Raw genomic sequence first — 25,562 nt, forward strand, 5'->3', positions numbered from 1 at the left:
TCATCACTACGAGGAGCCAAGCATGTCGCCCTTTCAAGCGTTGAATTTGCCCAACGGCCAGACCATCGGCAATCGCATTGCCAAAGCCGCGATGGAAGAGAACCTCGCCAATACCGATCAAGTACCCGACAAGGCCCTGCTTCGTCTGTATCAGGCCTGGGCCGAGGGCGGGGCCGGCTTGTTGCTGACCGGCAATGTAATGATCGACCGTCGCGCCATGACCGGTCCCGGCGGAGTAGCGCTGGAAGACGAGCGCCACCTGGAGCGCTTCCGCCAGTGGGCCAGCGCTGGTCGGGCCGGCGGTGCGCATTTCTGGGTGCAGCTCAACCATCCTGGCCGCCAGACCATGGCCAACCTTGGCCAGCAAGCTCTGGCGCCGTCGGCGGTTGCGCTGGATCTGGGCTCGTTCTCGAGGATGTTCGCCGAACCCAAACCCATGAACGCGGACGACATCCAGGAGGTGATCCGACGTTTCGCCACCAGCGCCGCACTGGCCGAGAAAGCCGGTTTTACCGGCGTGCAAATCCACGCCGCCCACGGCTACCTGATCAGCCAGTTCCTTTCGCCGCTGACCAATCGGCGCACCGATCAATGGGGCGGATCCCTGGAAAATCGTGCGCGACTGCTGTTGTCCGTCGTCGAGGCGGTTCGCCAAGCGGTGTCGCCGCAATTTTGTGTGTCGGTAAAACTCAACTCAGCAGATTTCCAGCGCGGTGGTTTCGATGCCGATGATGCACGGCAAGTGATCCAGTGGCTCAACGAACAACCGATCGACCTGCTGGAACTCTCCGGTGGCAGTTACGAAGCACCTGCCATGCAAGGCGAGGCGCGCGACGGCCGAACCCTGGCGCGGGAGGCGTACTTTCTGGAAATGGCCGGCGAACTGGCCAGCGTGGCGCGGATGCCGGTGATGGTGACTGGCGGGATCCGGCGTCTGGCAATCGTCGAACAGGTCCTCGACAGCGGCCTTGCCATGGCCGGCATCGGCACCGCGCTCGCTGTGGAGCCACACCTGGTCAAGCACTGGCGCGAAGGCCAGGACAGCCATCCGCAACTGCCGCCGATCCGCTGGAAACGCAAGCCCTTGGCGGCGCTGGCGAGCATGGCGGTGGTCAAATTCCAGCTGCATCGCTTGAGCCGTGGACGCAAAACCCGGCCTGAAGTCTCGGCGTTGTGGGCGTTGATTCTCGACCGGTTGTACATTGGCAAGCGCACCCGGCAGTATCGGCAGGCGATGGGCAAGTAATCCGAAATTGATGTTGACTGACCCTCCGCTTTCGCGAGCAAGCTCGCTCCCACAGGGATCATTCGGTGTTCACAGACTTTGTGTTCACCCGGACCAATGTGGGAGTAATCCGAAATTGATGTTGACTGACCCTCCGCTTTCGCGAGCAAGCTCGCTCCCACAGGGATCATTCGGTGTTCACAGACTTTGTGTTCACCCGGACCAATGTGGGAGCGAGCTTGCTCGCGATGAGGCCCGTGCAGACAAAGTAAACTTCAGCCAGGAAGCAGCTCGTCAATGTGCCGATACTCGGCCTGCAACTGCGTCGCCAACACCCTGCTGCGCCCGAGCCGGATCGGCCCGCGCTCGATGTCGATCAATAACCCCGGGCACTCCAGCACGGGCAACAACGGCCAGTCCTTCAGCCGTCCATCGGTCACCAGCAACAACCGCTGCTGCTCTGCCGGAAAACGCTTTTGCCGTGCACCAAGCCATCGCCCCGCTTCGCCCAACGCGGCCAGTAACGGCGTGCCGCCCCCGGCGCCAAGGCCATCGAGCCAATGGCGCAACCCGGTCGAGGCCTTCAATCCCTGCACCTGCCACTTCGGTGTAGCACCGCTGGCTGTGAGCAGCGCCAGACGCGCACGCTGGCGATAGGCATCGTCGAACAACTGCGCCAGCAAGCCCTTGGCATCGCTCAATGCCTGATGACGGCGGGTCGATGCAGAGGCATCAACGATCACCAGCCACAGTTCGTGGGGCGAGCGAGTGCGCAGCTGAAACAACAGGTCGTCGCGCTGACGCGGTCGGCCATTGAGCAATGTGCCAGGCCAGTTGACCGAGCCGCTACGGGCCGTATGACGCTTACCCTGTTTGCCGTGGTCCAGCCGCCCGGCTCGGGGTCTGGCATTCGCCCCCGCATCGGAGCGTGGGCGAATGCCTAGGGCTTTTTTGGCCAGCTCGGCACTTCACGTCGTGCACCGACCGCCAGCGCTTGGGCAGGCAACTCGCCCCACTGGCCCTGCCCTTCGCCCGGGTTGGCGTGCTGCGGCACCGAGTGTTGCGTCGCCTGGGATGACTGAGGCGTCGGTGCGCAATGTTCGCGACGGCGATGGCGCAAGGCGAACTCGGCGACTGCGTCGATATCTTCCTCGGCGATGGCGTTCGCCCCGCGCCAGGCAGCGTGAGCCCGGGCAGCGCGCAGCCAGACCAGATCGGCGCGCAAACCATCGACGCCAGCGGCGAAACAACGTTCGGTGATGTGTGCCAGCGCCTGGTCGTCGAGGGGAATGCTTGCCAGTGCATTGCGTGCGTTCTGGCAACGGTCACGCAGAGTCGCCTGTGCGGATTCCCATTCGGCGCAGAAACCTTGCGGGTCGGCGTCGAAATCCAAGCGACGACGGATGATCTGACCGCGCTCGACCGGCGCGGTGTGACCACCGAGGGCGACGTTCAAACCGAAACGGTCAAGCAATTGCGGACGCAGTTCTCCCTCTTCCGGGTTCATGGTGCCAATCAGCACGAATTTTGCCGAATGCCTATGGGAAATGCCGTCACGCTCCACCAGATTGGTGCCGCTGGCGGCTACATCGAGCAGCAGGTCAACGAGATGATCGGACAACAGATTGACCTCGTCGACATAGAGCACGCCACCGTCAGCCTTGGCCAGTACGCCGGGGGAAAACTGTGCGCGACCTTCGCCCAGTGCCGCATCGAGATCGAGGGTGCCGACCAGCCGCTCCTCAGTGGCGCCCAGCGGCAAGGTGACGAACTGACCGCTGGCCAGCAGATCCGCCAGACCGCGGGCCAGCGTCGACTTGGCCATGCCCCGCGGGCCTTCGATCAGGACGCCGCCGATTTTCGGGTCGATGGCGGTCAGGCACAGGGCCAGCTTCAAATCGTCGGCGCCGACCACGGCGCAGAGCGGGAAATGCGGGGTGTCGGTCATTGTTCTATCTCGGTCATGGTCGGTGATCGTCACAGCCACCTCAAACCCTGTGGGAGCGAGCTTGCTCGCGATGGCGGCCTGACAGTCGAAATCGATGTCGACTGTGTTGACGCCTTCGCGGGCAAGCCCGCTCCCACAGGATTTGCGGTGATTAGCTGTCTTCCTCTATATCGAGCAACAGATTCTCCAGCGCCTCGCGGTACTCGCCGGGCTCCTTCCACATTCCCCGTTGTTGCGCCTCGAGCATGCGCTCGGTCATGTCGCGCAAGGCATGGGGATTGTGTTCGCGGACAAAATCCCGGGTGCCCGGATCGAGCAAATAGGCATCGGCCAGCAACGCGTACTGGTGATCGTCAATCAACTGCGTGGTGGCGTCGAAGGCGAAAAGGTTGTCGACCGTCGCAGCCATTTCGAACGCACCTTTGTAGCCGTGACGTTTAACGCCTTCGAGCCACTTCGGGTTGGCCGCCCGGGAGCGGATCACCCGGTTCAGCTCTTCCTTCAAGGTGCGAATCCTCGGCAGGTCCGGTTGGCTGTGGTCGCCATGATAGCTGGCCGCCGCCTCGCCTTTCAGGCTCTCCACCGCCGCGAGCATGCCGCCCTGGAACTGGTAGTAATCGTTGGAGTCGAGCAGATCGTGCTCGCGGTTATCCTGGTTTTGCAGCACCGCCTGTACCTGGCTCAGGCGCTGGCTGAACTGTTCGCGGGCGGCGGTGCCTTCGTCGGAACCGCCGTAAGCGTAGCCACCCCAGTTGAGGTAGACCTCGGCCAGGTCCTCGCGGCTCTGCCAAAGGCGACCGTCGATGGCGCCCTGCACACCCGCGCCGTAGGCACCGGGTTTGGCCCCGAATATCCGCCAGCCGGCCTGACGTCGCGCTGCGTCTTCATCGAGCCCCGCCTGCAGCAAGGCTGCACGCTCGGCGCGTACCTTGGCCGCCAACGGGTTCAGGTCGTCCGGCTCATCGAGATCGGCCACCGCTTGCACCGCCGCGTCGAACAAACGAATCAGATTGGCAAAGGCATCACGGAAGAAACCGGACACACGCAAGGTCACGTCCACCCGCGGGCGGTCGAGCAAACTCAACGGCAGAATTTCGAAATCATCGACCCGCTGGCTGCCGGTGGCCCAGACCGGACGCACGCCCATCAGCGCCATCGCCTGGGCGATGTCATCGCCACCGGTGCGCATGGTTGCGGTACCCCACACCGACAAGCCGAGCTGGCGCAAATGATCGCCGTGGTCTTGCAGGTGCCGTTCGAGAATCAGGTTGGCCGACTGGAACCCGATGCGCCACGCCGTGGTGGTCGGCAGGTTGCGTACGTCCACCGAATAGAAGTTGCGCCCGGTGGGCAGCACGTCAAGACGACCACGACTGGGCGCGCCGCTGGGACCGGCCGGGACGAAGCGACCGCTAAGCGCGTCAAGCAAACCGCGCATTTCCGCCGGACCGCAGGCGTCCAGCCTTGGCGCGACCACTTCGCGCAGGCTGTCGAGGATGGCTTGCACCTCAGACCAACCCGACTCCTGTAGGAGCGAGCTTGCTCGCGATGGTGTGTCAGCCACCTTGGTGTCGACTGACACACCATCGCGAGCAAGCTCGCTCCTACAGTTCAATGTCTGTGAGATCAGTTGTGTAGCGAACAGCTCAAGACGTTCACGGGTATCGCCTGTGGTGCGCCAAAGTTCGTCGCCGAGCACTTGCAGTTGTTCAGGTCGTGGTCCAATCCACGGCTCGGCCAAGGCGCAATCAAGCGGATCGAATCCTAGTCCGAAGGCCTTGGCCAGCGCCCGCAGCAGACTCGACTGCGCACCCCGGCCATCGCCCCGTGGAATGCGCAACAGCGCCAGCAAGGTATCGATGCGCAATCGCCCGATGGGCGATTCGCCGAACACATGCAGGCCGTCGCGGATCTGCGACTCCTTCAAGTCGCACAGGTAAGTGTCGAGTCGCGGCAACCAGATCGCCGCATCGGCATCGCTGTCGAGTTGTTCGTCCAGTTGCAGTTCACGGTCGATGTGGGTGTCACGCACCAGTTGCAGGATGTCGCGCTGCAACTCTAGGGCGCGGCGCGGATCGAGCAGCTGCGCTTCGTAATATTCGTCGGCCAACAGTTCGAGGTTGCGCAGCGGGCCGTAGGTTTCGGCGCGGGTCAGCGGTGGCATCAGGTGATCGATGATCACCGCCTGGGTACGCCGCTTGGCCTGGGCGCCCTCGCCCGGGTCGTTGACGATGAACGGATAGATGTTCGGCAGCGGCCCGAGCAGCGCATCCGGCCAGCAATGTTCCGACAGTCCCACGCCCTTGCCCGGCAGCCATTCGAGGTTGCCGTGTTTGCCGACGTGGATCACGCCGTGGGCGCCATAGGTGTTGCGCAGCCAGAAGTAGAAAGCCAGGTAGCCGTGGGGCGGGACCAGGTCCGGGTCGTGATACACCGCGCTCGGGTCGACCTGATAACCCCGGGCCGGCTGAATGCCGACGAAGGTCAGGCCAAAACGCAGGCCGGCGATCATCATCCGCCCGCTGCGACACATCGGGTCGCTTTCCGGCGCCCCCCAACGTTCGAGCACCGCCGCGCGATTGGCTTCAGGCAGGGCGTTGAACATCACTAGATAATCATCCATGCCCAGGCTTTGCTGGCACGGACGCAGGTCAAGGGTATCGAGGTCGTTGCTGACGCCGCCCAGTAACTGCTGGATCAGCGCGGTGCCGCTGTCTGGTAACTCAGCCGGTAATGGATAACCGTCGGCATGCAACGCCCGCAGGATATTCAACGCCGCTGCCGGGGTATCGAGGCCGACGCCATTGCCGATGCGACCGTCGCGGGTCGGGTAGTTGGCGAGAATCAAGGCAATGCGTTTTTCTGCATTGGGCACCCGCGCCAGATCGATCCAGCGCCACGCCAGTTCGGCAACGAAGTCCATGCGCTCCGGTTGTGGCCGGTAGCAGACTACATCCGACTGACTACGCTCACTGCGCCACGCCAGGTCCTTGAAGCTGATCGGGCGACTGATGATGCGCCCGTCCAGCTCAGGCAACGCGATATGCATCGCCAGGTCACGGGGGCCAAGCCCCTGTTCGCTGGCGCGCCAGCCGGGTTCGTTGTCCTGGGCGCAAATCGCCTGGATCACCGGGATATTGCGGCGAAACGGGCGCAGATGAGGTGCTTCCGGACTGGATTGAGCGAAGCCAGTGGTGTTCAGAATCACTGAAGCTTCGACTTCATCCAGCCAGTCCTCGACCACCGAGAGGCAGCCGGGCTCTTTCAGGCTGGCCAGCGCAATCGGCAACGGATTCAACCCCGCTGCCTGCAACCGTTGGCAAAAAACATCAATGAAAGCGGTGTTCGCCGCCTGCAAATGCGAGCGGTAAAACAGCACCGCCGCCACGGGTTGATCGGCGTGCCAGTCGGCCTGCCAGTCGCTCAGTGCGGCAGAATGTTTGTGCGGATGGTAAATCGCCGTGCGTGGCAGGGTTTGCGGTTCGCCCCAGGTGTAATCACGCGCCAGCCAGCGGTTGGCCAGGCAGCGGAAGAAGTCGAGGGCGTTGCCCATGCCCCCCTGACGCAGAAACTGCCAGAGCCGGTCGCGATCCTCGGCACCGACGGTGCTCAAGTCGCTGAGCTCCGGGTCCGGGCGATCATCACCCGGCACCAGAATCAGTTGCACGCCGCGCTGCGACAGCTCGACCAGACGCTCGATGCCGTAACGCCAATAGGCGATGCCGCCGTGCAGCGAAATCAGAATGACCTTGGCGTGGCGCAAGACTTCATCGACGTACAGGTCAACCGAGGCATGGTTCTGCACCTGCATCGGATTGGCCAGGCGCACGCTCGGGTAATCGTCGGGCAACTGCTGCGCCGCTTCGGCGAGCAGCGCCAGGCTGGAATCGCCGCTGCAAAGGACCACCAGCTCGGCGGGGGTTTGTCCAAGGTCGGCAATGTTGTCATCCGACACGAAACCGCCGGGCTGGGTCCTGAGCAGGTGCATGGCTTACACGCTGAGCGCGGCGCGCAATTGCGCTTCGAGAACAGTGGCGTCCAGTTTCTGGCCGATCAGCACCAGGCGAGAGACTCGCGCCTCTTCGGCGCCCCACTGGCGGTCGAAATGCTTGTCAAAACGCGTACCCACGCCCTGGATCAGCAGGCGCATCGGCTTGTTCGGAATCGCCGCAAAGCCCTTGACGCGCAGGATGCCGTGCTGGACCACCAACTGGGTCAGCGCGTCCAGCAGCAGGCTTTCGTCGGCTTGCGGCAGTTCGATGGAGATCGAATCGAAGGCGTCGTGATCGTGGTCATCATGATCGTCGTCGCCATCGTGATGATGGTCGTGGTGGCTGTGGCGGCTGTCGATGTGTTCTTCGGAGCCGACACCGAGGCCTATCAGCACGTCCAGCGGCAGGCGACCACTGCTGGCTTCGATGATTTTCACCGCTGGCGGCAATTCCTCGGCGACTTCCAGGCGCACACGGGCCAGGTCCGTCGGGTTGATCAGGTCGGTTTTGTTGAGGATCACCAGGTCAGCGCTGGCCAATTGGTCGGCGAACAGTTCGTGCAGCGGCGATTCGTGGTCCAGGTTCGGGTCGAGTTTGCGCTGGGCGTCGACCTGATCCGGGAACGCGGCGAAGGTGCCGGCGGCCACGGCCGGGCTGTCGACCACGGTGATGACCGCATCCACCGTGCAGGCACTGCGGATTTCCGGCCACTGGAAGGCCTGCACCAGCGGCTTGGGCAACGCCAGACCGGACGTTTCGATGAGGATGTGGTCGAGATCGCCGCGACGGGCCACCAGTTCGCGCATCACCGGGAAGAATTCTTCCTGGACGGTGCAGCACAGGCAGCCGTTGGCCAGTTCATAGACACGGCCGTTGGCTTCTTCTTCGGTGCAACCGATGGAGCATTGCTTGAGGATTTCGCCGTCGATGCCCAACTCGCCAAATTCGTTGACGATCACCGCGATGCGGCGACCCTGGGCGTTGTCGAGCATGTGGCGCAGCAGCGTGGTTTTACCCGAGCCGAGAAAGCCTGTAACGATGGTGACGGGGAGTTTGGCCAGTGTTTTCATCGGATGCCCTATGGCTAAGCTGGCGGGCATACGGGACGACGACCGGCAACGCGCACGCGCGTGCCTGAAGAGTTCGCCACCGGATCACCCCGCCCGGTTGAAAGTGAGAATCTGTGACGAGGCAGGTCTCCTGGCTGACGGTGTGCCGGGCTTGAGCCTGGCATTCGCTGCGCCTTCCCGCCGGCCTCATGGATTGAGTCAGCAGTGGCGTGGCAACGAACATCACCGTTCACAGTTGCGGGGGCAGCCGCGGCATTGACCGCGTTCCCTTCTTAGCTTCGACAAACGCCGAAGAACCTCGAAAGCGCAAGGCTACGCATGGTCTTGGGGCGGGTCAATGCTTGCGATCCCTGTGGCGAGGGGGCTTGCCCCCGTTCGGCGGCGAAGCCGTCGCAAATCCAGAGTGCACGCTTTGTCTGGATAAAAGTATGGGGGCCGCTTCGCAGCCCAACGGGGGCAAGCCCCCTCGCCACAGAAACTCAAACGAGAACCCCTGCCAATTGACGCCCAACCCCCGCCCATGCTCTCCTACACACCTTGTTACGGGTGCCCTTCACAGGGTGAAACGGGAAACCGGTGAATCATGTGCTTTACTCTTAAGCCATGTCAGTCCGGTGCTGCCCCCGCAACGGTAAGCGAGCGAAGCGTCAGATCCACTGTGCCACTGCGGCATGGGAAGGTGATGCTTTCAGGTCCAGGCGCAAGCCTTTGCCCCTCGTGAGCCCGGAGACCGGCCCGCAACACAAAGTGACCAGTACGATCACTGAACCAACAAACCCGCGGTGGGCGGGCGCTGTTTGAAACCTTGCGCGCCTGGTCGTGCGGGGTTTTGCATGCGCTCTTATTCCCCGCTGACAGACCAGAGGGAAACGCCATGTCGATCATCAGCAGCGCCGAACACACAGCCGCAAGCACCACCTCAACCCTGACCCAACGTTTGGCCGCTGCCGTCTGCGCGTCGATCCTGGGCGCGTGCCTTGTGTATTTCGCCGGTTTCTCGCACATCGAAGCGGTGCACAACGCCGCCCACGATACCCGCCACAGCTCCGCGTTCCCGTGCCATTGAGAGCTGTCGACATGATCAAGCGTATTGCGCAAACCGCAGGTTTCACCGGGCTGCTGGCCGCCCTGTTGCTGACTCTGCTGCAAAGTTTCTGGGTCGCCCCGCTGATTTTGCAGGCCGAGACCTACGAAAAAGCCGAACCGGCCGCTGTTGAAATGCATGAACACGCCGACGGTGCGATGGCTGCTCACACTCATGATGCACAAGCCTGGGAGCCGGAAGATGGCTGGCAGCGCGTGCTGTCGACCACTGGTGGCAACCTGGTGGTGGCGGTCGGTTTCGCCCTGATGCTGGCCGGCCTGTACACCTTGCGTGCGCCGACCAAAACCTCTCAAGGCCTGCTCTGGGGCCTGGCTGGTTACGCGACTTTCGTGCTCGCGCCGACCCTAGGCCTGCCACCTGAATTGCCAGGCACTGCCGCCGCCGACCTGGCACAACGGCAACTGTGGTGGGTCGGTACCGCCGCCTCCACCGCCGTCGGTATTGCGCTGATCGTGTTCAGCCGTCACTGGCTGATGAAAGTCCTCGGCGCGGCGATCCTCGCCGTTCCCCATGTGATTGGCGCGCCGCAACCGGAGGTGCATTCGATGCTTGCTCCAGAGGCGCTGGAAACCCGGTTCAAAATCGCTTCGCAACTGACCAACGTGGCATTCTGGCTGGCCCTGGGCCTGATCAGCGCCTGGTTGTTCCGTCGCAAAAGCGATGGTCAATACAACGCATGACTGACGTCAGCACAGCGCCGACCCTGGTGGTCGGCCTGGGCTGCCAACGGGGCTGCCCCGTCAGCACGTTGCTGGCGCTGCTCGATCAGGCGCTGGAGGCGCACCAGATAGCTCGTCATGAAATCAAGGCGCTGGCCAGCATCGATTCGAAGCGCGACGAACCTGCACTGATCGAACTGGCTCAGCAACTCGGCCTGGAACTGACGTATTTCAGCAGTGAGCAACTGGCCGCTTATGAACCGCAACTCAGCCATCAATCGCAAATAGCGTTTGAGCGCACCGGTTGCTACGGCGTTGCGGAAAGCGCCGCACTGGCCCTGGCCGAACAACTGGCCCAGGCCCCGGCAAAACTGCTGATTCCACGACAAAAATATGCCCAGGCAACCCTGGCATTGGCTGGTGCTGCGTAAAAACCGATAATCCCCGCCTTTGATCATGAACATTCTTCATCTGAAGGCCTGTTCAGCCCCTTTTTCCCACAGGAACCGACGATGACCGTCTACTTCATTGGCGCAGGTCCCGGCGACCCCGAACTGATCACCGTCAAGGGCCAGCGGCTGATTCGCAGTTGCCCGGTGATCATATATGCCGGCTCACTGGTGCCGGCCGCCGTACTGGAAGGTCACTGTGCCGAACAGGTGGTCAACAGCGCCGAACTGCACCTGGAACAGATCATCGACCTGATCAAGACCGCCCACGCCAAAGGCCAGGATGTGGCCCGGGTGCACTCTGGCGATCCAAGCCTGTATGGCGCCATTGGCGAGCAGATTCGCTATCTGCGTGAACTGGGCATTGCGTTCGAAATCGTACCCGGCGTGACTGCCGCAGCCGCTTGCGCAGCGCTCTTGGGCGCGGAACTGACCCTGCCGGACATTTCGCAGAGCGTGATCCTGACGCGCTACGCCGACAAAACCGCCATGCCACCCGGAGAGGAATTCTCCAGCCTGGCGCAGCACGGCGCGACCATGGCAATTCATTTGGGGGTCAGTCACCTGGCGAAGATCGTCGAGGAACTGCTGCCCCATTACGGCGCCGATTGCCCGATTGCGGTGGTCCACCGCGCGAGCTGGCCGGATCAGGATTGGGTGGTGGGCACGCTGGCAGATATTGCCGGGAAGGTTGAATCGAAGGGATTTCGTCGTACGGCGTTGATTCTGGTGGGTCGGGTGCTGGGCAGTGACCACTTCAGCGAGTCATCGCTGTATCGCGCAGGGCATGCGCATCTTTACAGGCCCTGATTCACCACCAACCCTGTGGCGAGGGGGCTTGTCGGATCGCCGCACCGCCCCGTTCGGCGGCGTAGCCGTCGCAAATCCTGTTTACCCGTAAAAAAAACCAGGGCCGCTTCGCAGCCCAACGGGGGCAAGCCCCCTCGCCACAGGTTTCCAATCACCCATAAAAAAACGGCGCTCACGGGGCGCCGTTTTTTGATTTCGCAGCGAACACCTTAGTAGTAGGCGTTTTCTTTCTGCGTGTGGTCGGTCACGTCGCGAACACCTTTGAGCTCCGGGATGCGCTCGAGCAAGGTGCGCTCGATGCCTTCCTTCAGCGTCACGTCGGCCTGGCCGCAGCCCTGGCAACCACCACCGAACTGCAGGACGGCGATGCCGTCTTCGACCACGTCGATCAGGCTGACCTGACCGCCGTGGCTGGCCAGCCCCGGGTTGATCTCGGTTTGCAGGTAGTAGTTGATGCGCTCGTTGATCGGGCTGTCGGCGTTGACCATCGGTACCTTGGCGTTTGGCGCCTTGATGGTCAGCTGGCCGCCCATGCGGTCGGTGGCGTAGTCGACAACGGCATCGTCCAGGAAGGCTTCGCTGAAGTGGTCGATGTACGCAGTGAAGCTTTTCAGCCCCAGCGCGGTGTCTTCGGGTTTTTCTTCGCCCGGCTTGCAGTAGGCAATGCAGGTTTCGGCGTACTGGGTGCCAGGCTGGGTGATGAAGACGCGGATGCCGATGCCCGGGGTGTTCTGCTTGGAGAGCAGATCAGCCAGATAATCGTGGGCGGCGTCAGTGATGGTAATAGCGGTCATGGAAACTCCTCGCAGGCTTGGGCGCAGTTTACGCCAATCAACGCGCCGGACAAAGTCCTAGTATTTTTGTCGGGAAAGATTCCGACAATTCCCCTTATGGGAGTGGGCTTATGTGGCGAGGGGGCTTGCCCCCGTTGGACTGCGCAGCGGTCCCATTTTTTAGGGCCGCTTCGCGACCCAACGGGGGCAAGCCCCCTCGCCACACAAGCTCGCTCCTACAAGGGGATCTGCGGTGGTTCAGAGGTTCTCGTAGCGATTCATGTCCAGCACGCCCTCTTCCACCGGATCGGTTTCGTGGATGTAGCGGCTCAGGTCATGGAAATAAGCCCAGAATTGCGGATGACTGCGGCGTATTCCCCAGCGTTCGACGATTTTCTCGAAGCTGTCGGTGTCCTTGGCGCTTTCCATCGCATCCACAAACGCCGGAACTTGCCCGGCCGGGATGTTGAACATGAAGTTCGGGTAGCTGCTGAGCACACCCGGGAAAATCGTCAGGGTGTCGAGCCCCGGTTGATAGCGCAATGATTCACCGAGCAAAAACGCCACGTTGCTGTGGGCACGGTTACGCAACAGGCTGTAGACCTCACGCTTGCCGCTGCCGGTTTCAATACGCAGCAGCGTAGCCTCCGGCAACTGATCGATGACCTTCAGTCCGGCGGCCGGACGCGAAGTGAGGCGGCTCAATGCCTGCTCGGCACTTTGCAGGTCCGGATCGATGTTTGGCCGCGAACAGTAAGCGCCGTCGCAGCGATTGATCGGGTCGGGCCTTGCATTGAGATCGCCATAACGGGCCAGCAACTGCATGGCAAAGTCGCGCTTGGGGTCCAGCGCGTCAAGCTTCAGCGCGGTCGGCTTGTCGTCGTCGATGGTCTCGTAGTCGAGCCACATCTTGAATTTGCCACTATTCTGATACCAGTCATCAAGGTAGTCATCCCGGGAGTCGGCGGGCATCAGGCGCAGGAAATTCTGTTCGGCACCGTTGCGGATCAAGTCGAAATACAAGCGCGTCTGAGCCTGATGGGACAGGTTCCCGAACACATCGAAGTTCACTGCCAGTTGATAGTAGGTGCGCTCCAGCAGCGGATAGTCGAACAGCCATATCGTTTGCGGCACCTCACCGATCAGGCCTTTGGTCACCGAAGCACTGTCGAAATGGCGGAAGATACTCAGCAACGCATTGTCGTTGCCGGCCCACAGGGTCGACCAGCTCGGTGCTGGTTCATCGGCGTAGCTGTCCCGGCGCAAGGCTTCATATTCGTTACGCTTGTCGCGGTAGTCGTGCCACAGGCTGAGGACGCTGCCGACATCATCGTTCTGCCCCGGCATCGCCAACAACGGCGTGGCCTGCCCGCGATAGTTCGGATCCGTGACATACAGGTCGTGCTCGGGCGCCTGGAACAGCGCCCAGAAATTATCGCGGATCACGTCCGTGGCGATCTGGCCGCGACACACTGGCCCACGAATGAACGTGCGCACAAAGTATTCGGCGTTATCGAGCATGAACTGATAGCGCGCCTGGGCCGGAATCGCTTCGAAAGTGGCAAACGGGTTGGCCCGGCTCTGCGGTCCATAGCCCGGCAATGCGTCGACCTGCCAGTTGCCGCTGTAGAACAGGCTCTTGACCCGCGCCAGCTTCGTCGGACCCAGCGGATAGGTGATGTGGGTCTTGTGCACGATCACGCCCTGTACCGGCCACAGGCGATAGTAAAACTGCGTGCCCGGATCATCGTTCGGGCGACGGGTGTTGATCAGGTCAATCGGCTGGCCGGTCGGGGTGCGCGAACGCACCCACTGGAAGAAATGCCCAGGGTCACCGTCCTTGAAGTAGAGATGGGCCAGGAACCAGTGCTCGTACAGCCAGCGCCCCACCAGGCTTTCCCGGGCTCCCGGTGAATTGAGCAGGTTTTCCCATTGCACCACCTGCAAGGCTTCCCTGGCGCTGGGCGCCAGCGCCTGCTGATCGATCGGCGCGCCTGCCGCCAGCCAGCGTTGCAGCGTCTGGTACTGCTGGTCGGTCAGGCCGGTCACTGCCAGCGGCATGCCCTCCTTCGGATGCTTGGCGGCATAGCCGTCGAACTCCGCGGGCATGGCACACATGTTTTCCCGGTTCAGGCCCAGGACGATGTCTTCCGGCAGCTTCGCGTTGGGCTGCAACGGAGTCTTGTGGCCAAGCTCCAGCATCCGCGCCATCAGTGCGGCCTGGTTGCCCTGGGCATCGAGCACCGAATAGAAGCCCTTTTGCTGCCAGGCCTGTTTGCCGGAAGCGTCATAGAACAGTCGGGTCGGTGCAACCGCCTGGCGGCGGTCACCGTCGTAGACCGGGACTTTCGTCGCGCCCCGCACCGCGCCCTCACCGCTGCCCAGGTTGAGCTGACAGGCGGCGTCATTGCAGGCGTGGCAGGCCACGCACTTTTCAGTGAAGATCGGTTGAATGTCGCGGCTGTAGGAAATAACAGGTGAAATGGCAGAGGAAATCGCCGGGCCTTGCGCCACGGCGCCCCAGCTTAAAAACAGCAGCAATGTGCCGATGACGAAGCGATACGACATGTCCCTGGTCCCGAATCCTGAAAAAACGCCGCGATTCTACCGGTCTGTCACCCTAACCAACATGAACGATATTCATGCAAATTCGAGTCACGCTCCAAAAGCGCACAGGTTTGCTATCATCCCGGCCCTTCGTCATGGCCTTACCGAGTAGTCCAAATGTCCGATCGCAGCGTTCGCCTTCAAGCTCTCAAGCACGCCCTCAAAGAGCGCATCCTGATTCTCGATGGCGGTATGGGCACGATGATCCAGAGCTACAAGCTCGAAGAGCAGGATTACCGTGGCAAACGCTTCGCTGACTGGCCAAGCGATGTCAAAGGCAACAACGACCTGTTGGTACTGACTCGCCCGGACGTGATTGGCGGCATTGAAAAAGCCTACCTGGATGCCGGCGCCGACATTCTGGAAACCAACACCTTCAACGCCACCCGGATTTCCATGGCCGATTACGGCATGGAAAAACTGGCGTACGAATTGAACGTAGAAGGCGCTCGCCTGGCGCGCAAGGTCGCCGATGCGAAAACCCTCGAGAACCCGGACAAACCGCGTTTTGTTGCCGGCGTGCTCGGCCCGACCAGCCGTACCTGCTCGTTGTCCCCGGACGTCAACAACCCTGGTTACCGCAACGTCACCTTTGATGAGCTGGTGGAGAACTACACCGAAGCCACCAAAGGCCTGATCGAGGGCGGCGCCGACCTGATCCTGATCGAAACCATCTTCGATACCCTCAACGCCAAGGCCGCGATCTTCGCCGTACAAGGCGTGTTCGAGGAACTGGGCGTCGAACTGCCGATCATGATTTCCGGCACCATCACCGACGCCTCCGGCCGCACCCTGTCGGGCCAGACCACCGAAGCCTTCTGGAACTCCGTGGCCCACGCCAAGCCGATTTCCGTCGGCCTGAACTGCGCCCTCGGCGCCCGCGAATTGCGCCCGTACCTCGAAGAGTTGTCGAACAAGGCCAACACCCACGTTTCCGCGCACCCGAACGCCGGCCTGCCAAACGAATTCGGCGAGTACGACGAGCTGCCATCGGAAACCGCCAAGGTCATCGAAGAGTTCGCCCAGAGCGGCTTCCTCAACATCGTCGGCGGCTGCTGCGGCACCACGCCGGGCCACATCGAGGCCATCGCCAAGGCCGTGGCCGGTTATGCGCCGCGCGAGATTCCGGACATCCCGAAGGCTTGCCGCCTCTCGGGTCTGGAGCCGTTCACCATCGATCGCAACTCGCTGTTCGTCAACGTCGGCGAGCGGACCAACATCACCGGTTCCGCCAAGTTCGCCCGCCTGATCCGTGAAGACAACTACACCGAGGCCCTGGAAGTCGCCCTGCAGCAGGTCGAAGCCGGCGCCCAGGTGATCGACATCAACATGGACGAAGGGATGCTCGATTCGAAGAAGGCCATGGTGACCTTCCTCAATCTGATTGCCGGTGAACCGGACATCTCCCGCGTACCGATCATGATCGACTCCTCCAAGTGGGAAGTGATCGAAGCCGGCCTCAAGTGCATCCAGGGCAAGGGCATCGTCAACTCGATCAGCATGAAAGAAGGCGTCGAGCAGTTCATCCATCACGCCAAGCTGTGCAAGCGCTACGGCGCCGCCGTGGTGGTGATGGCCTTCGACGAAGCCGGCCAGGCCGACACCGAAGCGCGCAAGAAGGAAATCTGCAAACGTTCCTACGACATTCTGGTCAACGAAGTGGACTTCCCGCCGGAAGACATCATCTTCGACCCGAACATCTTCGCCGTGGCCACCGGTATCGAAGAACACAATAACTACGCCGTCGACTTCATCAACGCCTGTGCCTACATCCGTGACGAGCTGCCGTATGCGCTGACCTCCGGTGGCGTGTCCAACGTGTCGTTCTCGTTCCGTGGCAACAACCCGGTGCGCGAGGCGATCCACTCGGTGTTCCTGCTGTACGCGATCCGCTCCGGGCTGACCATGGGTATCGTCAACGCCGGGCAACTGGAGATCTACGACCAGATCCCGGTGGAACTGCGCGATGCCGTGGAAGACGTGATCCTCAACCGCACCCCGGAAGGCACCGACGCCCTCCTCGCCATCGCCGACAAGTACAAGGGCGACGGCAGCGTCAAGGAAGCCGAGACCGAAGAGTGGCGCAACTGGGACGTCAACAAGCGTCTGGAGCATGCACTGGTCAAGGGCATCACCACCCACATCATCGAAGACACCGAAGAATCGCGCCAGTCCTTCGCCCGCCCTATCGAAGTGATCGAAGGCCCGTTGATGGCCGGCATGAACATCGTCGGCGACCTGTTCGGCGCCGGCAAAATGTTCCTGCCTCAGGTAGTGAAATCCGCCCGCGTGATGAAGCAGGCCGTGGCCCACCTGATCCCGTTCATCGAACTGGAAAAAGGCGACAAGCCGGAGGCCAAGGGCAAGATCCTGATGGCGACCGTAAAAGGCGACGTGCACGACATCGGCAAGAACATCGTCGGTGTGGTGCTGGGCTGCAACGGCTACGACATCGTCGACCTGGGCGTGATGGTGCCGGCGGAAAAAATCCTGCAGGTGGCCAGGGAACAGAAGTGCGACATCATCGGCCTGTCCGGCCTGATCACCCCGTCGCTGGATGAGATGGTCCACGTCGCCCGCGAAATGCAGCGCCAGGACTTCCACCTGCCATTGATGATCGGTGGCGCCACCACTTCCAAAGCGCACACGGCAGTCAAGATCGAGCCGAAATACAGCAACGACGCGGTGATCTACGTCACCGACGCCTCCCGCGCCGTGGGCGTGGCGACCCAGTTGCTGTCCAAGGAACTGAAGGCCGGTTTTGTCGAGAAAACCCGCCAGGATTACATCGAAGTTCGCGAGCGCACGTCCAACCGCAGTGCCCGCACCGAGCGCCTGAGCTACGGCGCAGCCATCGCCAAGAAGCCGCAATTCGACTGGGCGTCCTACACGCCGGTCAAACCGACCTTCACCGGAGCGCGGGTGCTGGACAACATCGACCTCGACGTGCTGGCCGAATACATCGACTGGACGCCGTTTTTCATATCCTGGGACCTGGCCGGCAAGTTCCCGCGCATTCTCCAGGACGAAGTGGTCGGTGAAGCCGCCACCTCGCTGTACAACGACGCGAGGGAAATGCTGCGCAAATTGATCGACGAAAAGCTGATCAGCGCTCGCGCGGTGTTCGGCTTCTGGCCGGCCAACCAGGTGCATGACGACGACATCGAGCTCTATGGCGATGACGGCAAGCCAATGACCAAGCTGCATCACCTGCGCCAGCAGATCATCAAGACCGACGGCAAACCGAACTTCTCCCTGGCCGACTTCGTCGCGCCCAAGGACAGTGAAGTGACTGACTACGTGGGTGGTTTCATCACCACCGCCGGCATCGGCGCCGAAGAAGTGGCCAAGGCCTACCAGGACGCCGGCGACGATTACAACTCGATCATGGTCAAGGCCCTGGCCGACCGCCTGGCCGAAGCCTGCGCCGAGTGGCTGCACCAGCAGGTGCGTAAAGACTATTGGGGTTATGCCAAGGATGAAGCGCTGGATAACGAGGCACTGATCAAGGAACAGTACAGCGGTATCCGCCCTGCTCCGGGCTACCCCGCCTGTCCGGATCACACCGAGAAAGCTCAGCTGTTCGCCCTGCTCGATCCAGAAGCCCAGGAAATGCGCGCAGGCCGCAGTGGTGTATTCCTCACCGAGCACTACGCGATGTTCCCGGCGGCAGCGGTCAGTGGCTGGTACTTTGCTCACCCGCAGGCGCAGTACTTCGCCGTGGGCAAGATCGATAAGGACCAGGTGCAGAGCTACACGTCGCGCAAAGGCCAGGAACTGAGCGTTACCGAGCGCTGGCTGGCGCCGAATCTCGGTTACGACAACTGAGTGATCAACTGAAAAAAAACTTGTGGGAGCGAGCTTGCTCGCGATAGCGGCGTATCAGTCAACATTGATGTTGAACATCAAGCCCCCATCGCGAGCAAGCTCACTCCCACAGGTGATTTACCTGCTTGAGGCAGCCGTCAGCTCCGCGACCTCCTGTCGGGACAATTCGATCATCTTCGCGTTGCGCGCCGCCCTCTGCTCGAAAAGCTGAGTCAGTAATGCCGCATCGTCAGCGCTTTCAACTTCCTCCTGAACATCCATCTCATCCAGCGCCTTGAACACGTCAGGATGTTTTTCCTTGAGATAACTTTCCCAATAGTCGCGCTGGATCAAGTCTTCAAAGAAACCATGGGACTGCTCTGCGTTGACGATCTCGATTCGCGCGTCCGCCAGTTGTTGAGCGGTCACTCCCGAGGCATAGGTCATGTGTTTCGGTTGCCCTGGCAGCTCCAGGCCGTCCGCCCATCCTTGTGTCAGCCCGATTCGATAGCCTAAGCGTATTTCGGCCTCATCCTGCCCGGTTTGCGCGGCGATTTTCCTCGCAAGATCGTCGACCTTGTCCAGTCGAAACAGCTGCCGGGATAAATTCAGCAGTGCATGCCCCTTCACACTCGGGCGCCCGACAGGAATATCAAGCAAGGCGTTGTGGGTGAAGACTCTGCTTTCCAGCCCGCTGAACGTGAGGATTCGACCGTCGACACACGTGCCGTGGGTGCTGGAACTGGCAAACAGGATCTCCCGTAGTTCGGTATTGCTGGCGGCGGCTTCAATGACCGTCCAGACCCGCCGCGTCAGATCGGCGTTAGCCACCCTGAACTCCTGCGTATCCTGCAGTCGCGAAAGCAGGTGAAAGAACGCCGCATTGTCCGGTTCCGCCGCGAGTTGATTCCACATCCCGGTTTTACTGGCCACTTCCTCGGGAGGAAGATGGGTTAACCACGGTGTTTTTTGCTCGGTATCCGGCTCAGTCTCAGGCAGTTCCTCATCCGTATCGATGCCTTCACTGCTATCGTCGCCATCGCCGTTGGCGTCATCGATCAACTCGTCAAGATCGGCCCGCGAGATCCCCAGCACCCTGTCGTGGAAACCCGCTTCACGGTAATCCCTGAGGCGTTCAAGGCTCTCAAGCGACAGGTTGAAGTTGTCGCTCAAATCCGTACCGGCCGTCAAAACGTCATGGTCGCCACTCAGGGCCTGCTCGGGGATCGACGTGATGTCGTTGCCACTGAGATTGAGCGTGCCCAGGTGCTGGCTGTCGAACACCCCGTCCGGCCATTCGGTCAAATTATTGTTGCGCAGATCCAGCGTCTCCAATTGCTCGAAAACGCCGATATCAAAGGTATCCAGTTCGTTGTAGCTCAAGTCCAGCCAGCGCAGACGCTCCAGATTACTCAATGCGGTATACAGCAGCTCGGCATCGTCCATCCGGTTCGAGGACAACTCCAGACGCTCGAGCCTGTCCATGTCACAGACCGGCTCTGGAACGCCATCCAGCCCATTGCCATTGAGGTCCAGGGTTTTCAGGCGGGTAAAGGCCTTGAGGAACCCGTCGGAACCTTGCCGGGTAAGTTTTACGCTCGTCAGTTTCAACGTGCCGACATGCTCGAACGATGCCGGCACCTCAGGCAGGTCACCCAGTTGCAGACCGTTCAGATCCAGCACCGCATCAGCCACCGCTCCCGTGCTGCTCAGACCTTTTTGCCAGCATTCGACGATCCGCAAGGCAGCCTGCCTGCGAATGCTGGAAGATGTCATCCAGCCGTTTCCGCGAGATCCCCGGGTAAACAGCCAGCCATTCAATTGGCGCGTGAGCGTTTCATAGGTTTTCTCCCATTCGCCAATTTTCACGCTCGCAGCTTCGCTGCCCTGCATCTGTTCGATCATTTGCAAGGCGTCATCATCGGCGAGTGTCGGTTTCAGCCGTTGCAGGCGCTTTGTCAAAACCGCAACCCCTTCTCCCGCCGGGACTTCCGACAGCGGCAACAATTGACGTGCGATCGAACTGGCGCTTTCGAACGGCGGGAAATCCTGTGGCACCTGCTCCAGGTCGAACCGTTCCAGCGCGCCGGCCGGAAGACCTTTGGCCATTTCCATTCGATGCCGGGCTGCGTTGCGCATGGCGACGGCTTGAGGGGTTAAAGGTGTGCCCGTGAGGTTGGCCTTGAGCAGCGTCTCATCCGCAAGCGGCTCCGGCAGCGCGTTGACCTTGCTATCCCGCAAGTCCAGCCAATACAGCTCTGGCAGCTCCTGTGCCCCGGTCGGCCATTCTTGCAGCGCTGTGCCACGTAGATTCAAGGACTTGAGGCGGGTCATTGCACTGACATCCAAGGTATTCAACGGGTTGTTGCTCAAGTCCAGGTATTGCAGTGCCTGCAATCCATCAAAAGCCTGCTGAACCCCGGCGTCGCCAACAATCCGGTTATTGGAAAGATCCAGATCAGTCAGTTTTTCAAGATCACCGGGCGCAAAGGGCACTTCAGTCAAACCGCTGCCACTCACGTCGAGTCTTTCAAGCCCGGGAAAACCGCGGACGAACTTGCGAGTCTGCTCGACGGGGGCACTATTACCCTTCAGATACAAGGTTCGTACTTCAGGGAAGGCACCGTCCGGCAATTCTGGAAACTCGCTCAACGCCAGGCTCGGCAGATCCAGTACCGAGGCATCGGCCGTCGAGCCGTAGCGTTTGAATGCGCCATTGCGCCAGCAGATTCTCAGGGCATCTGCCGTCCATGTACGTCCGATGATTTCGTTGGCCGCTGCAGGCATTCGCAGCGCGCGTTGGGACCAGTCCTCAAGATGCCGGTTGAGCTGATGATGCTGCTCACTCAATGCTTCGACGGCGTCGAATCTCGCCCCTGCGTCTTGCCACTGTTCGACAAATTGATTGAATAATCCTGCGGACGGGTCATTGATGCCTTCAGCAAGACGTTTCAACTCGCCCTTGCAGTAATCCCTGACCATTTCTTCCAGATCAACAAGGTGCCGGGGCTGACGCCGGAGATACTCATAGGCCTGCTTGAAGTTTGGGCGCGGCATGTTCGACCAATCCAGCGACAACCCGGACCAGAGTTTTTCATGCCCTTCGAAAATGCCTTCGGGGAATGTACTGATGGCTGTACCGGTGAGGTTAAGACGTTCAAGTCGGGGCAGTTCCAGAACCCCGGTTGGCCACTGATCCATTGACGGCGCGATCACGTCGAGCAGACGCAGATTGCGCAGCCGGCTTACGTCCAACGGCACGGGAACGCCCCAGGTTGAATACACGCTGAGCTCCTCGAGCGCCGTCAACGCACCCAGTCTCGACGGCATGTCTGCGGCGAAGGGCGCGGCTGAATACAGGCTCAGCCCCCTGAGGTCCGGCATGCTGCTCAGCACTTGGGGCACGGTGCTGAAATCGTTGCCCGTGGCATTGATCCGCAGTCTTTTGAGCTTGGGAAAATTCGCCAACAACGCATCGACATTGGCGTCGGTGATGCTTCGACCCCGGACATACAGATCACCCACATGGGAGAAGTCCGCCGACAGCGCAGGGATCGGGTCGTCACAGACCAACTCAAGCAATCTGTAGCGCGGATGCTCCCCGGCCAGCGGCGAATTACGCCAGGATTGCTTGAGGCTCTGCGCGACCGAGGCCTTGCCTCCGAGCATCGACTCCAGGACAGAACCCGCTATCGGCTCGCCGACCCATTGATCGAGCGTCGCCTCGAGGGTCTCCCACTCGCGCATACGCTCCTGCAGGAGGCTATAAATCTGTGCATCGGTTTTACCCGTGCGCAGCTGCGCCAGGATAAACCCATTGGCCTGCTGATCCGTCAGCGCTGGATAGACGTCCTGAACCCGCGACACCAGAGAAGGATTCAAACCTTGCCCGCGCCCGCTGGCGTAGTAGCCCACCCGACGCTCCGTTACGCGTACGGGCGGCTTGAACGCCTTGCCGTTACCGCTGCGCTGTTCCAGCATTTGCGACAATTGCGCCCGATGCTCGAAGGCCGAGTCGATGACAGCCTGCTTCAGATCGACGCTTTGGCCCACGTGTGGAACGCCCAATGCGCGACGGGATTCATCGGGCAATGCGTGCATGATCGAGGCGTAAAAGTTATCGCCGGTGGCGGGCACGCCATTGAGCGTCTCGCCACGCTCATCAAATGCCTGATAGGACGGGCCGTTTTTAACCACGTACTTGCGGTCCGTCGCGGCCTCGCTGCCAATGCCGTCGATGAGCGGTCCCTCGATGTGGCCGTCGCGAATCTCCAGCCGCACCTCGCCGGACCACCCCGGCATTTTTTCCAGGGCATGCAGTGCGAGCCAGCGGCTGTCAGCCGACAGCGCAGGTTCCATGCGCAGGCCAGTGAAAGCCCGGGCCTGACGCCCCTGTTGTGCATACCAACGGGCCTCCTCCAGCATTTTCAGGGGAACTCGACTCGTTGTTTTCAGGCGGGTGAGCTCTTCGGCATTGGCATCGAGCAGAACCCTGCGAGCGGCGGCATTACTCAGCCCCGGGCTGGCGCGTTGCAATTTTTCGAGCAGTGGTCCGCCAATGCTGGGGTCGGCTTCGAACAGCCGCAAGGCGTGGGACAGCTCCGGCGGCGGCGCAAGATGATCCATGTGCATCTTGCGCAAGGCATTGTCCTCGACACCACAGGCCTCGGCGATGTCGAGCAGTTGCTCATCGGAAAAAGCCTCGGTGATATGGCCGATGCGCCGCAGCAGTGTCAGCCGATCCCAGGTCCGGGGACGCTCCAGCACATGGCGCCAGGCGCCATGCCCGTTGTGTTCGAGTATGGGTTGCCAGGCGCTGGTATCCGTCGGATGCCGAATGCGCCATTTCTTCAGCGAAGGGTCAAAGGTTGTTTCGTAGACCTTGCCACCCTGCCGAATGAAGGTTTTGCCATTTATCCGGTGCAGCCCAGACGCATCAGGGACTGAATGGCGAGGCAGGATGAGGTTGCGTTCGTAACCGCTCAGGTCAGGTTTCCATAAGCGGGTTTTGCCGTCGTCGCGTTTGATGGATTGCAAGCGCTCGACCAGCGGTTCGGGTTTCACCGCCGTCAGCTTGGCCAAGCCTTTGCCCGCACCGGCCATCACCGCGGCCAGCGCCAGATTCTCGGCCACATCGACCAGGTGCGCCTTGGCCGCCGTTCGATCTCCTTCACTCCACTCGATCGCCCCCTCAAACGACTCGTACAGCAGCTGACCCGCCATGACCGTCAGCATGATCTCCCCCAGTATCGGCACGAACATCGACACCATGTTCAGGCCCAGCATGCCTAATTCCAGCAGATGATTGAGCTTTTGCGCCCGCACTCGCGCATCGACGTCCGCCGTGGGCACCGCATGGCTGCGTGCGTCGGCGATGACTTTCTTGCGGTTTTGCTCGTAGAGATAAGTCCACAGATCACTGTTGGCGGACCAGATGCCCGCCACGCCTTCGCGAATCATCCCGAATGGATTGAGATAAGGATCTTCGACCGGCTCACGTTTGCCCGCAGGTTCTGGCGGCAGCTCTTTGATGCGGGCGACGGACGACAACGGGGGCACGTACTGGAGGACCTTCAACCAGAATGAATGCAAAGGATCAGTCGGAGAGTCGGCGGCCTTGCGGGTGAACTGGCTGAAGTAATAAGGGCGGTCGGCGTAGGCGACGAACTGGCTGAAAAAGCGCTGGTGGGCGGTCGGCCCACTGCCACTGGCGGGCAATGCGTCCTGGGCGGTGAACTGACGCTTGAGTTCTTCACGCAGCTGCTCAGAGGTATAGCGTTTGAGCGGGTGCTCGGGATCGTGGGGAATGTAGACGATGTAGTCGTTGGTATAACGATATTGTTCACTGATGCTGAACACGACGCAGCCCGTCATCCTGCGCTTCATCAGGTTCAGGTCACGAAACCAGACTGGCCTGCTGCCTACACGGGGATGGACCTCGCCATTAACCACCGAAAGGATCATTGCGTAATCGTCGGGTTCGATGTCTTTTTTCAGCAGCGCCAATTCAGCGGCTGCTCTCATTGCCGCTTTCTGACTGGCAATGAATTGCTCGGACACTGTCGATTTCTTCTGCGCAGCCGTTGCCTGGAAAAACGCCTCGACACGGGTTTGATACTGCGCGCCGATATCCAGCTTGCGGCAGAGTGAGAGGAATTGCGTGACCGACATGTTGAGGGCAGTGACCTCGAACGTACCAGGCGTGGAAGTCTCGACTACAAAGCCCGACCCGCGATGAAAGGCGCCCGCCTCGCATTCGGACGCTTCGAAGTTATGCAGTGCCGCCTGCAACAACGAAAGCTTCATCACCTCGAATGTGCTGATCTCGATTTCAAGATCGCTGACTTCCAGCGCTCGCCTCAGGCACACCAGGGTTTTGTTGACATCGGCCTCGACCCCGAACTGATCCTTCAGCGCCTTTTGCAGTATCGGCTCGGCAAAGCTTTCGGCATCTGGCAGCGACGACATGGTTTTGTCGAGCAGGGTCTGGCAAACCAGGCTGTCGTTGAAACGGTCTTTCAGTGCCTGCTGTTGCTCGCGGGAGGCTCGCGTGTACCAGTTCGGCGCGAGCGAGCCGCTGGCTTTTATGGCCGCCCGCCGCTGCGGCGTGGCATCGACCAACCAATCAGGCGTCAGCTGTTCAAGTAGTTCGCGGTGAATGCTGGTTTGGCCCGCAACCAGAGGTTGACGGGGCACAGAGGGGGGATGGGTAGACATTGTGTCGCTCCTGAAAAATGGAACGACAGAACATCATTTCAGTGAACCGTATCTGCGGTAGATAGTTATCGCATCGGCCCAGACTGATTTCAAAATGCGTCGATTCGCAGGCCGGCCGCACCACTGGCCGGCGGATTGTCTATGCTCTGAGGACTTACTGACAGGCGAGGGATTTATGGACGATCCAGTCGACAACAAGCCGCCAACCTTCTGGCAGATGTTGCACAGTGTCATGGCGGCAGCGTTCGGAGTGCAGAGCAACAAGAACCGGGCGCGGGATTTTACCCACGGCAAGCCCAGTCATTTCGTGATCCTGGGGATTTTGTTCACCACGGTATTTGCCCTGACGCTGTTTGGCATCGTCAAACTGGTGTTGCTGTTGGCAGGGATCTGAAACGGC

The 25,562-nt window shown here is 61.0% G+C and carries 14 protein-coding genes and 2 riboswitches; of the genes, 7 read left to right on the forward strand and 7 right to left on the reverse strand.

What is annotated here, in order from left to right:
* Positions 1-22 precede the first annotated feature (22 nt).
* Complete coding sequence (locus J4D25_RS14335) at positions 23-1,246, forward strand: NADH:flavin oxidoreductase/NADH oxidase family protein (RefSeq protein WP_057714575.1); 1,224 nt, start codon at positions 23-25, stop codon at positions 1,244-1,246.
* 254 nt (positions 1,247-1,500) lie between these two features.
* Here the strand turns inward: J4D25_RS14335 and J4D25_RS14340 are convergent, their stop codons facing one another.
* From J4D25_RS14340 to cobW, 4 genes are all read right to left on the reverse strand, one after another.
* Positions 1,501-2,046: a VWA domain-containing protein gene (locus J4D25_RS14340; protein ID WP_057714573.1), complete on the reverse strand. Its 546-nt coding sequence runs from the start codon at positions 2,044-2,046 to the stop codon at positions 1,501-1,503.
* A 119-nt stretch (positions 2,047-2,165) separates the two neighbouring features.
* On the reverse strand, positions 2,166-3,173 hold the full coding sequence (locus J4D25_RS14345; RefSeq protein ID WP_057714571.1) for an ATP-binding protein: 1,008 nt from the start codon (positions 3,171-3,173) through the stop codon (positions 2,166-2,168).
* A gap of 151 nt (positions 3,174-3,324) precedes the next feature.
* Positions 3,325-7,161, reverse strand: coding sequence for a cobaltochelatase subunit CobN (gene cobN / locus J4D25_RS14350; protein WP_057714569.1), 3,837 nt, complete (start codon positions 7,159-7,161; stop codon positions 3,325-3,327).
* Positions 7,162-7,164: 3 nt separating this feature from the next.
* Positions 7,165-8,235, reverse strand: a complete 1,071-nt coding sequence (gene cobW, locus J4D25_RS14355) for a cobalamin biosynthesis protein CobW (protein ID WP_057714567.1) — start codon at positions 8,233-8,235, stop codon at positions 7,165-7,167.
* Positions 8,236-8,337: 102 nt separating this feature from the next.
* Positions 8,338-8,551, reverse strand: a riboswitch (cobalamin riboswitch).
* A 211-nt stretch (positions 8,552-8,762) separates the two neighbouring features.
* A riboswitch (cobalamin riboswitch) is annotated at positions 8,763-8,989 on the forward strand.
* A 120-nt stretch (positions 8,990-9,109) separates the two neighbouring features.
* Between cobW and J4D25_RS14360 the strand changes: the two genes are divergently transcribed.
* The 4 genes from J4D25_RS14360 (at position 9,110) to cobM (ending at position 11,258) form a co-directional block, all read left to right on the forward strand.
* The gene (locus J4D25_RS14360; protein ID WP_057714565.1) at positions 9,110-9,301 is read left to right on the forward strand and encodes a CbtB-domain containing protein; all 192 of its coding nucleotides are present in this window, start codon (positions 9,110-9,112) and stop codon (positions 9,299-9,301) included.
* An 11-nt stretch (positions 9,302-9,312) separates the two neighbouring features.
* Positions 9,313-10,020 carry a CbtA family protein gene (locus J4D25_RS14365; RefSeq protein WP_057714563.1) on the forward strand — a complete coding sequence of 236 codons (708 nt, stop codon included), beginning with the start codon at positions 9,313-9,315 and terminating at the stop codon, positions 10,018-10,020.
* Complete coding sequence (locus J4D25_RS14370; protein ID WP_057714561.1) at positions 10,017-10,430, forward strand: cobalamin biosynthesis protein; 414 nt, start codon at positions 10,017-10,019, stop codon at positions 10,428-10,430. Before J4D25_RS14365 ends, J4D25_RS14370 begins: the two co-directional genes overlap by 4 nt.
* Before the next feature lie 81 nt (positions 10,431-10,511).
* Complete coding sequence (gene cobM / locus J4D25_RS14375) at positions 10,512-11,258, forward strand: precorrin-4 C(11)-methyltransferase (RefSeq protein WP_057714560.1); 747 nt, start codon at positions 10,512-10,514, stop codon at positions 11,256-11,258.
* Positions 11,259-11,467: 209 nt separating this feature from the next.
* Here cobM and nfuA read toward each other — a convergent pair whose 3' ends face one another.
* Both nfuA and J4D25_RS14385 read right to left on the reverse strand, forming a co-directional pair.
* Positions 11,468-12,052, reverse strand: coding sequence for a Fe-S biogenesis protein NfuA (gene nfuA, locus J4D25_RS14380; RefSeq protein WP_008059275.1), 585 nt, complete (start codon positions 12,050-12,052; stop codon positions 11,468-11,470).
* A 237-nt stretch (positions 12,053-12,289) separates the two neighbouring features.
* The gene (locus J4D25_RS14385; RefSeq protein ID WP_057714558.1) at positions 12,290-14,599 is read right to left on the reverse strand and encodes a fatty acid cis/trans isomerase; all 2,310 of its coding nucleotides are present in this window, start codon (positions 14,597-14,599) and stop codon (positions 12,290-12,292) included.
* A 156-nt stretch (positions 14,600-14,755) separates the two neighbouring features.
* Between J4D25_RS14385 and metH the strand changes: the two genes are divergently transcribed.
* Positions 14,756-18,466, forward strand: a complete 3,711-nt coding sequence (gene metH, locus J4D25_RS14390; protein WP_057714556.1) for a methionine synthase — start codon at positions 14,756-14,758, stop codon at positions 18,464-18,466.
* A 117-nt stretch (positions 18,467-18,583) separates the two neighbouring features.
* On the opposite strand, the gene J4D25_RS14395 is transcribed toward metH, so the two are convergent.
* The gene (locus tag J4D25_RS14395) at positions 18,584-25,162 is read right to left on the reverse strand and encodes an NEL-type E3 ubiquitin ligase domain-containing protein (RefSeq protein WP_057714554.1); all 6,579 of its coding nucleotides are present in this window, start codon (positions 25,160-25,162) and stop codon (positions 18,584-18,586) included.
* 175 nt (positions 25,163-25,337) lie between these two features.
* Here J4D25_RS14395 and J4D25_RS14400 point away from each other — a divergent pair, with 175 nt between their 5' ends.
* A complete protein-coding gene (locus J4D25_RS14400) occupies positions 25,338-25,556 on the forward strand; it encodes a DUF2970 domain-containing protein (RefSeq protein ID WP_057714552.1) in 219 nt (72 codons plus the stop codon).
* Positions 25,557-25,562: the final 6 nt, after the last annotated feature.

The organism is Pseudomonas sp. GW456-L13 (assembly GCF_017350115.1).
Classification (GTDB): domain Bacteria; phylum Pseudomonadota; class Gammaproteobacteria; order Pseudomonadales; family Pseudomonadaceae; genus Aquipseudomonas; species Aquipseudomonas jessenii.

Bases quoted from the DNA above. Each gene is read 5' to 3' on its own strand.
- J4D25_RS14395 (WP_057714554.1), bottom strand. From the start codon at position 25,162: ATGTCTACCCATCCCCCCTCTGTGCCCCGTCAACCTCTGGTTGCGGGC.
- J4D25_RS14400 (WP_057714552.1), top strand. From the start codon at position 25,338: ATGGACGATCCAGTCGACAACAAGCCGCCAACCTTCTGGCAGATGTTG.
- J4D25_RS14335 (WP_057714575.1), top strand. From the start codon at position 23: ATGTCGCCCTTTCAAGCGTTGAATTTGCCCAACGGCCAGACCATCGGC.
- cobM (WP_057714560.1), top strand. From the start codon at position 10,512: ATGACCGTCTACTTCATTGGCGCAGGTCCCGGCGACCCCGAACTGATC.
- J4D25_RS14360 (WP_057714565.1), top strand. From the start codon at position 9,110: ATGTCGATCATCAGCAGCGCCGAACACACAGCCGCAAGCACCACCTCA.
- J4D25_RS14370 (WP_057714561.1), top strand. From the start codon at position 10,017: ATGACTGACGTCAGCACAGCGCCGACCCTGGTGGTCGGCCTGGGCTGC.
- cobN (WP_057714569.1), bottom strand. From the start codon at position 7,161: ATGCACCTGCTCAGGACCCAGCCCGGCGGTTTCGTGTCGGATGACAAC.
- nfuA (WP_008059275.1), bottom strand. From the start codon at position 12,052: ATGACCGCTATTACCATCACTGACGCCGCCCACGATTATCTGGCTGAT.
- J4D25_RS14345 (WP_057714571.1), bottom strand. From the start codon at position 3,173: ATGACCGACACCCCGCATTTCCCGCTCTGCGCCGTGGTCGGCGCCGAC.
- cobW (WP_057714567.1), bottom strand. From the start codon at position 8,235: ATGAAAACACTGGCCAAACTCCCCGTCACCATCGTTACAGGCTTTCTC.
- J4D25_RS14385 (WP_057714558.1), bottom strand. From the start codon at position 14,599: ATGTCGTATCGCTTCGTCATCGGCACATTGCTGCTGTTTTTAAGCTGG.
- metH (WP_057714556.1), top strand. From the start codon at position 14,756: ATGTCCGATCGCAGCGTTCGCCTTCAAGCTCTCAAGCACGCCCTCAAA.
- J4D25_RS14365 (WP_057714563.1), top strand. From the start codon at position 9,313: ATGATCAAGCGTATTGCGCAAACCGCAGGTTTCACCGGGCTGCTGGCC.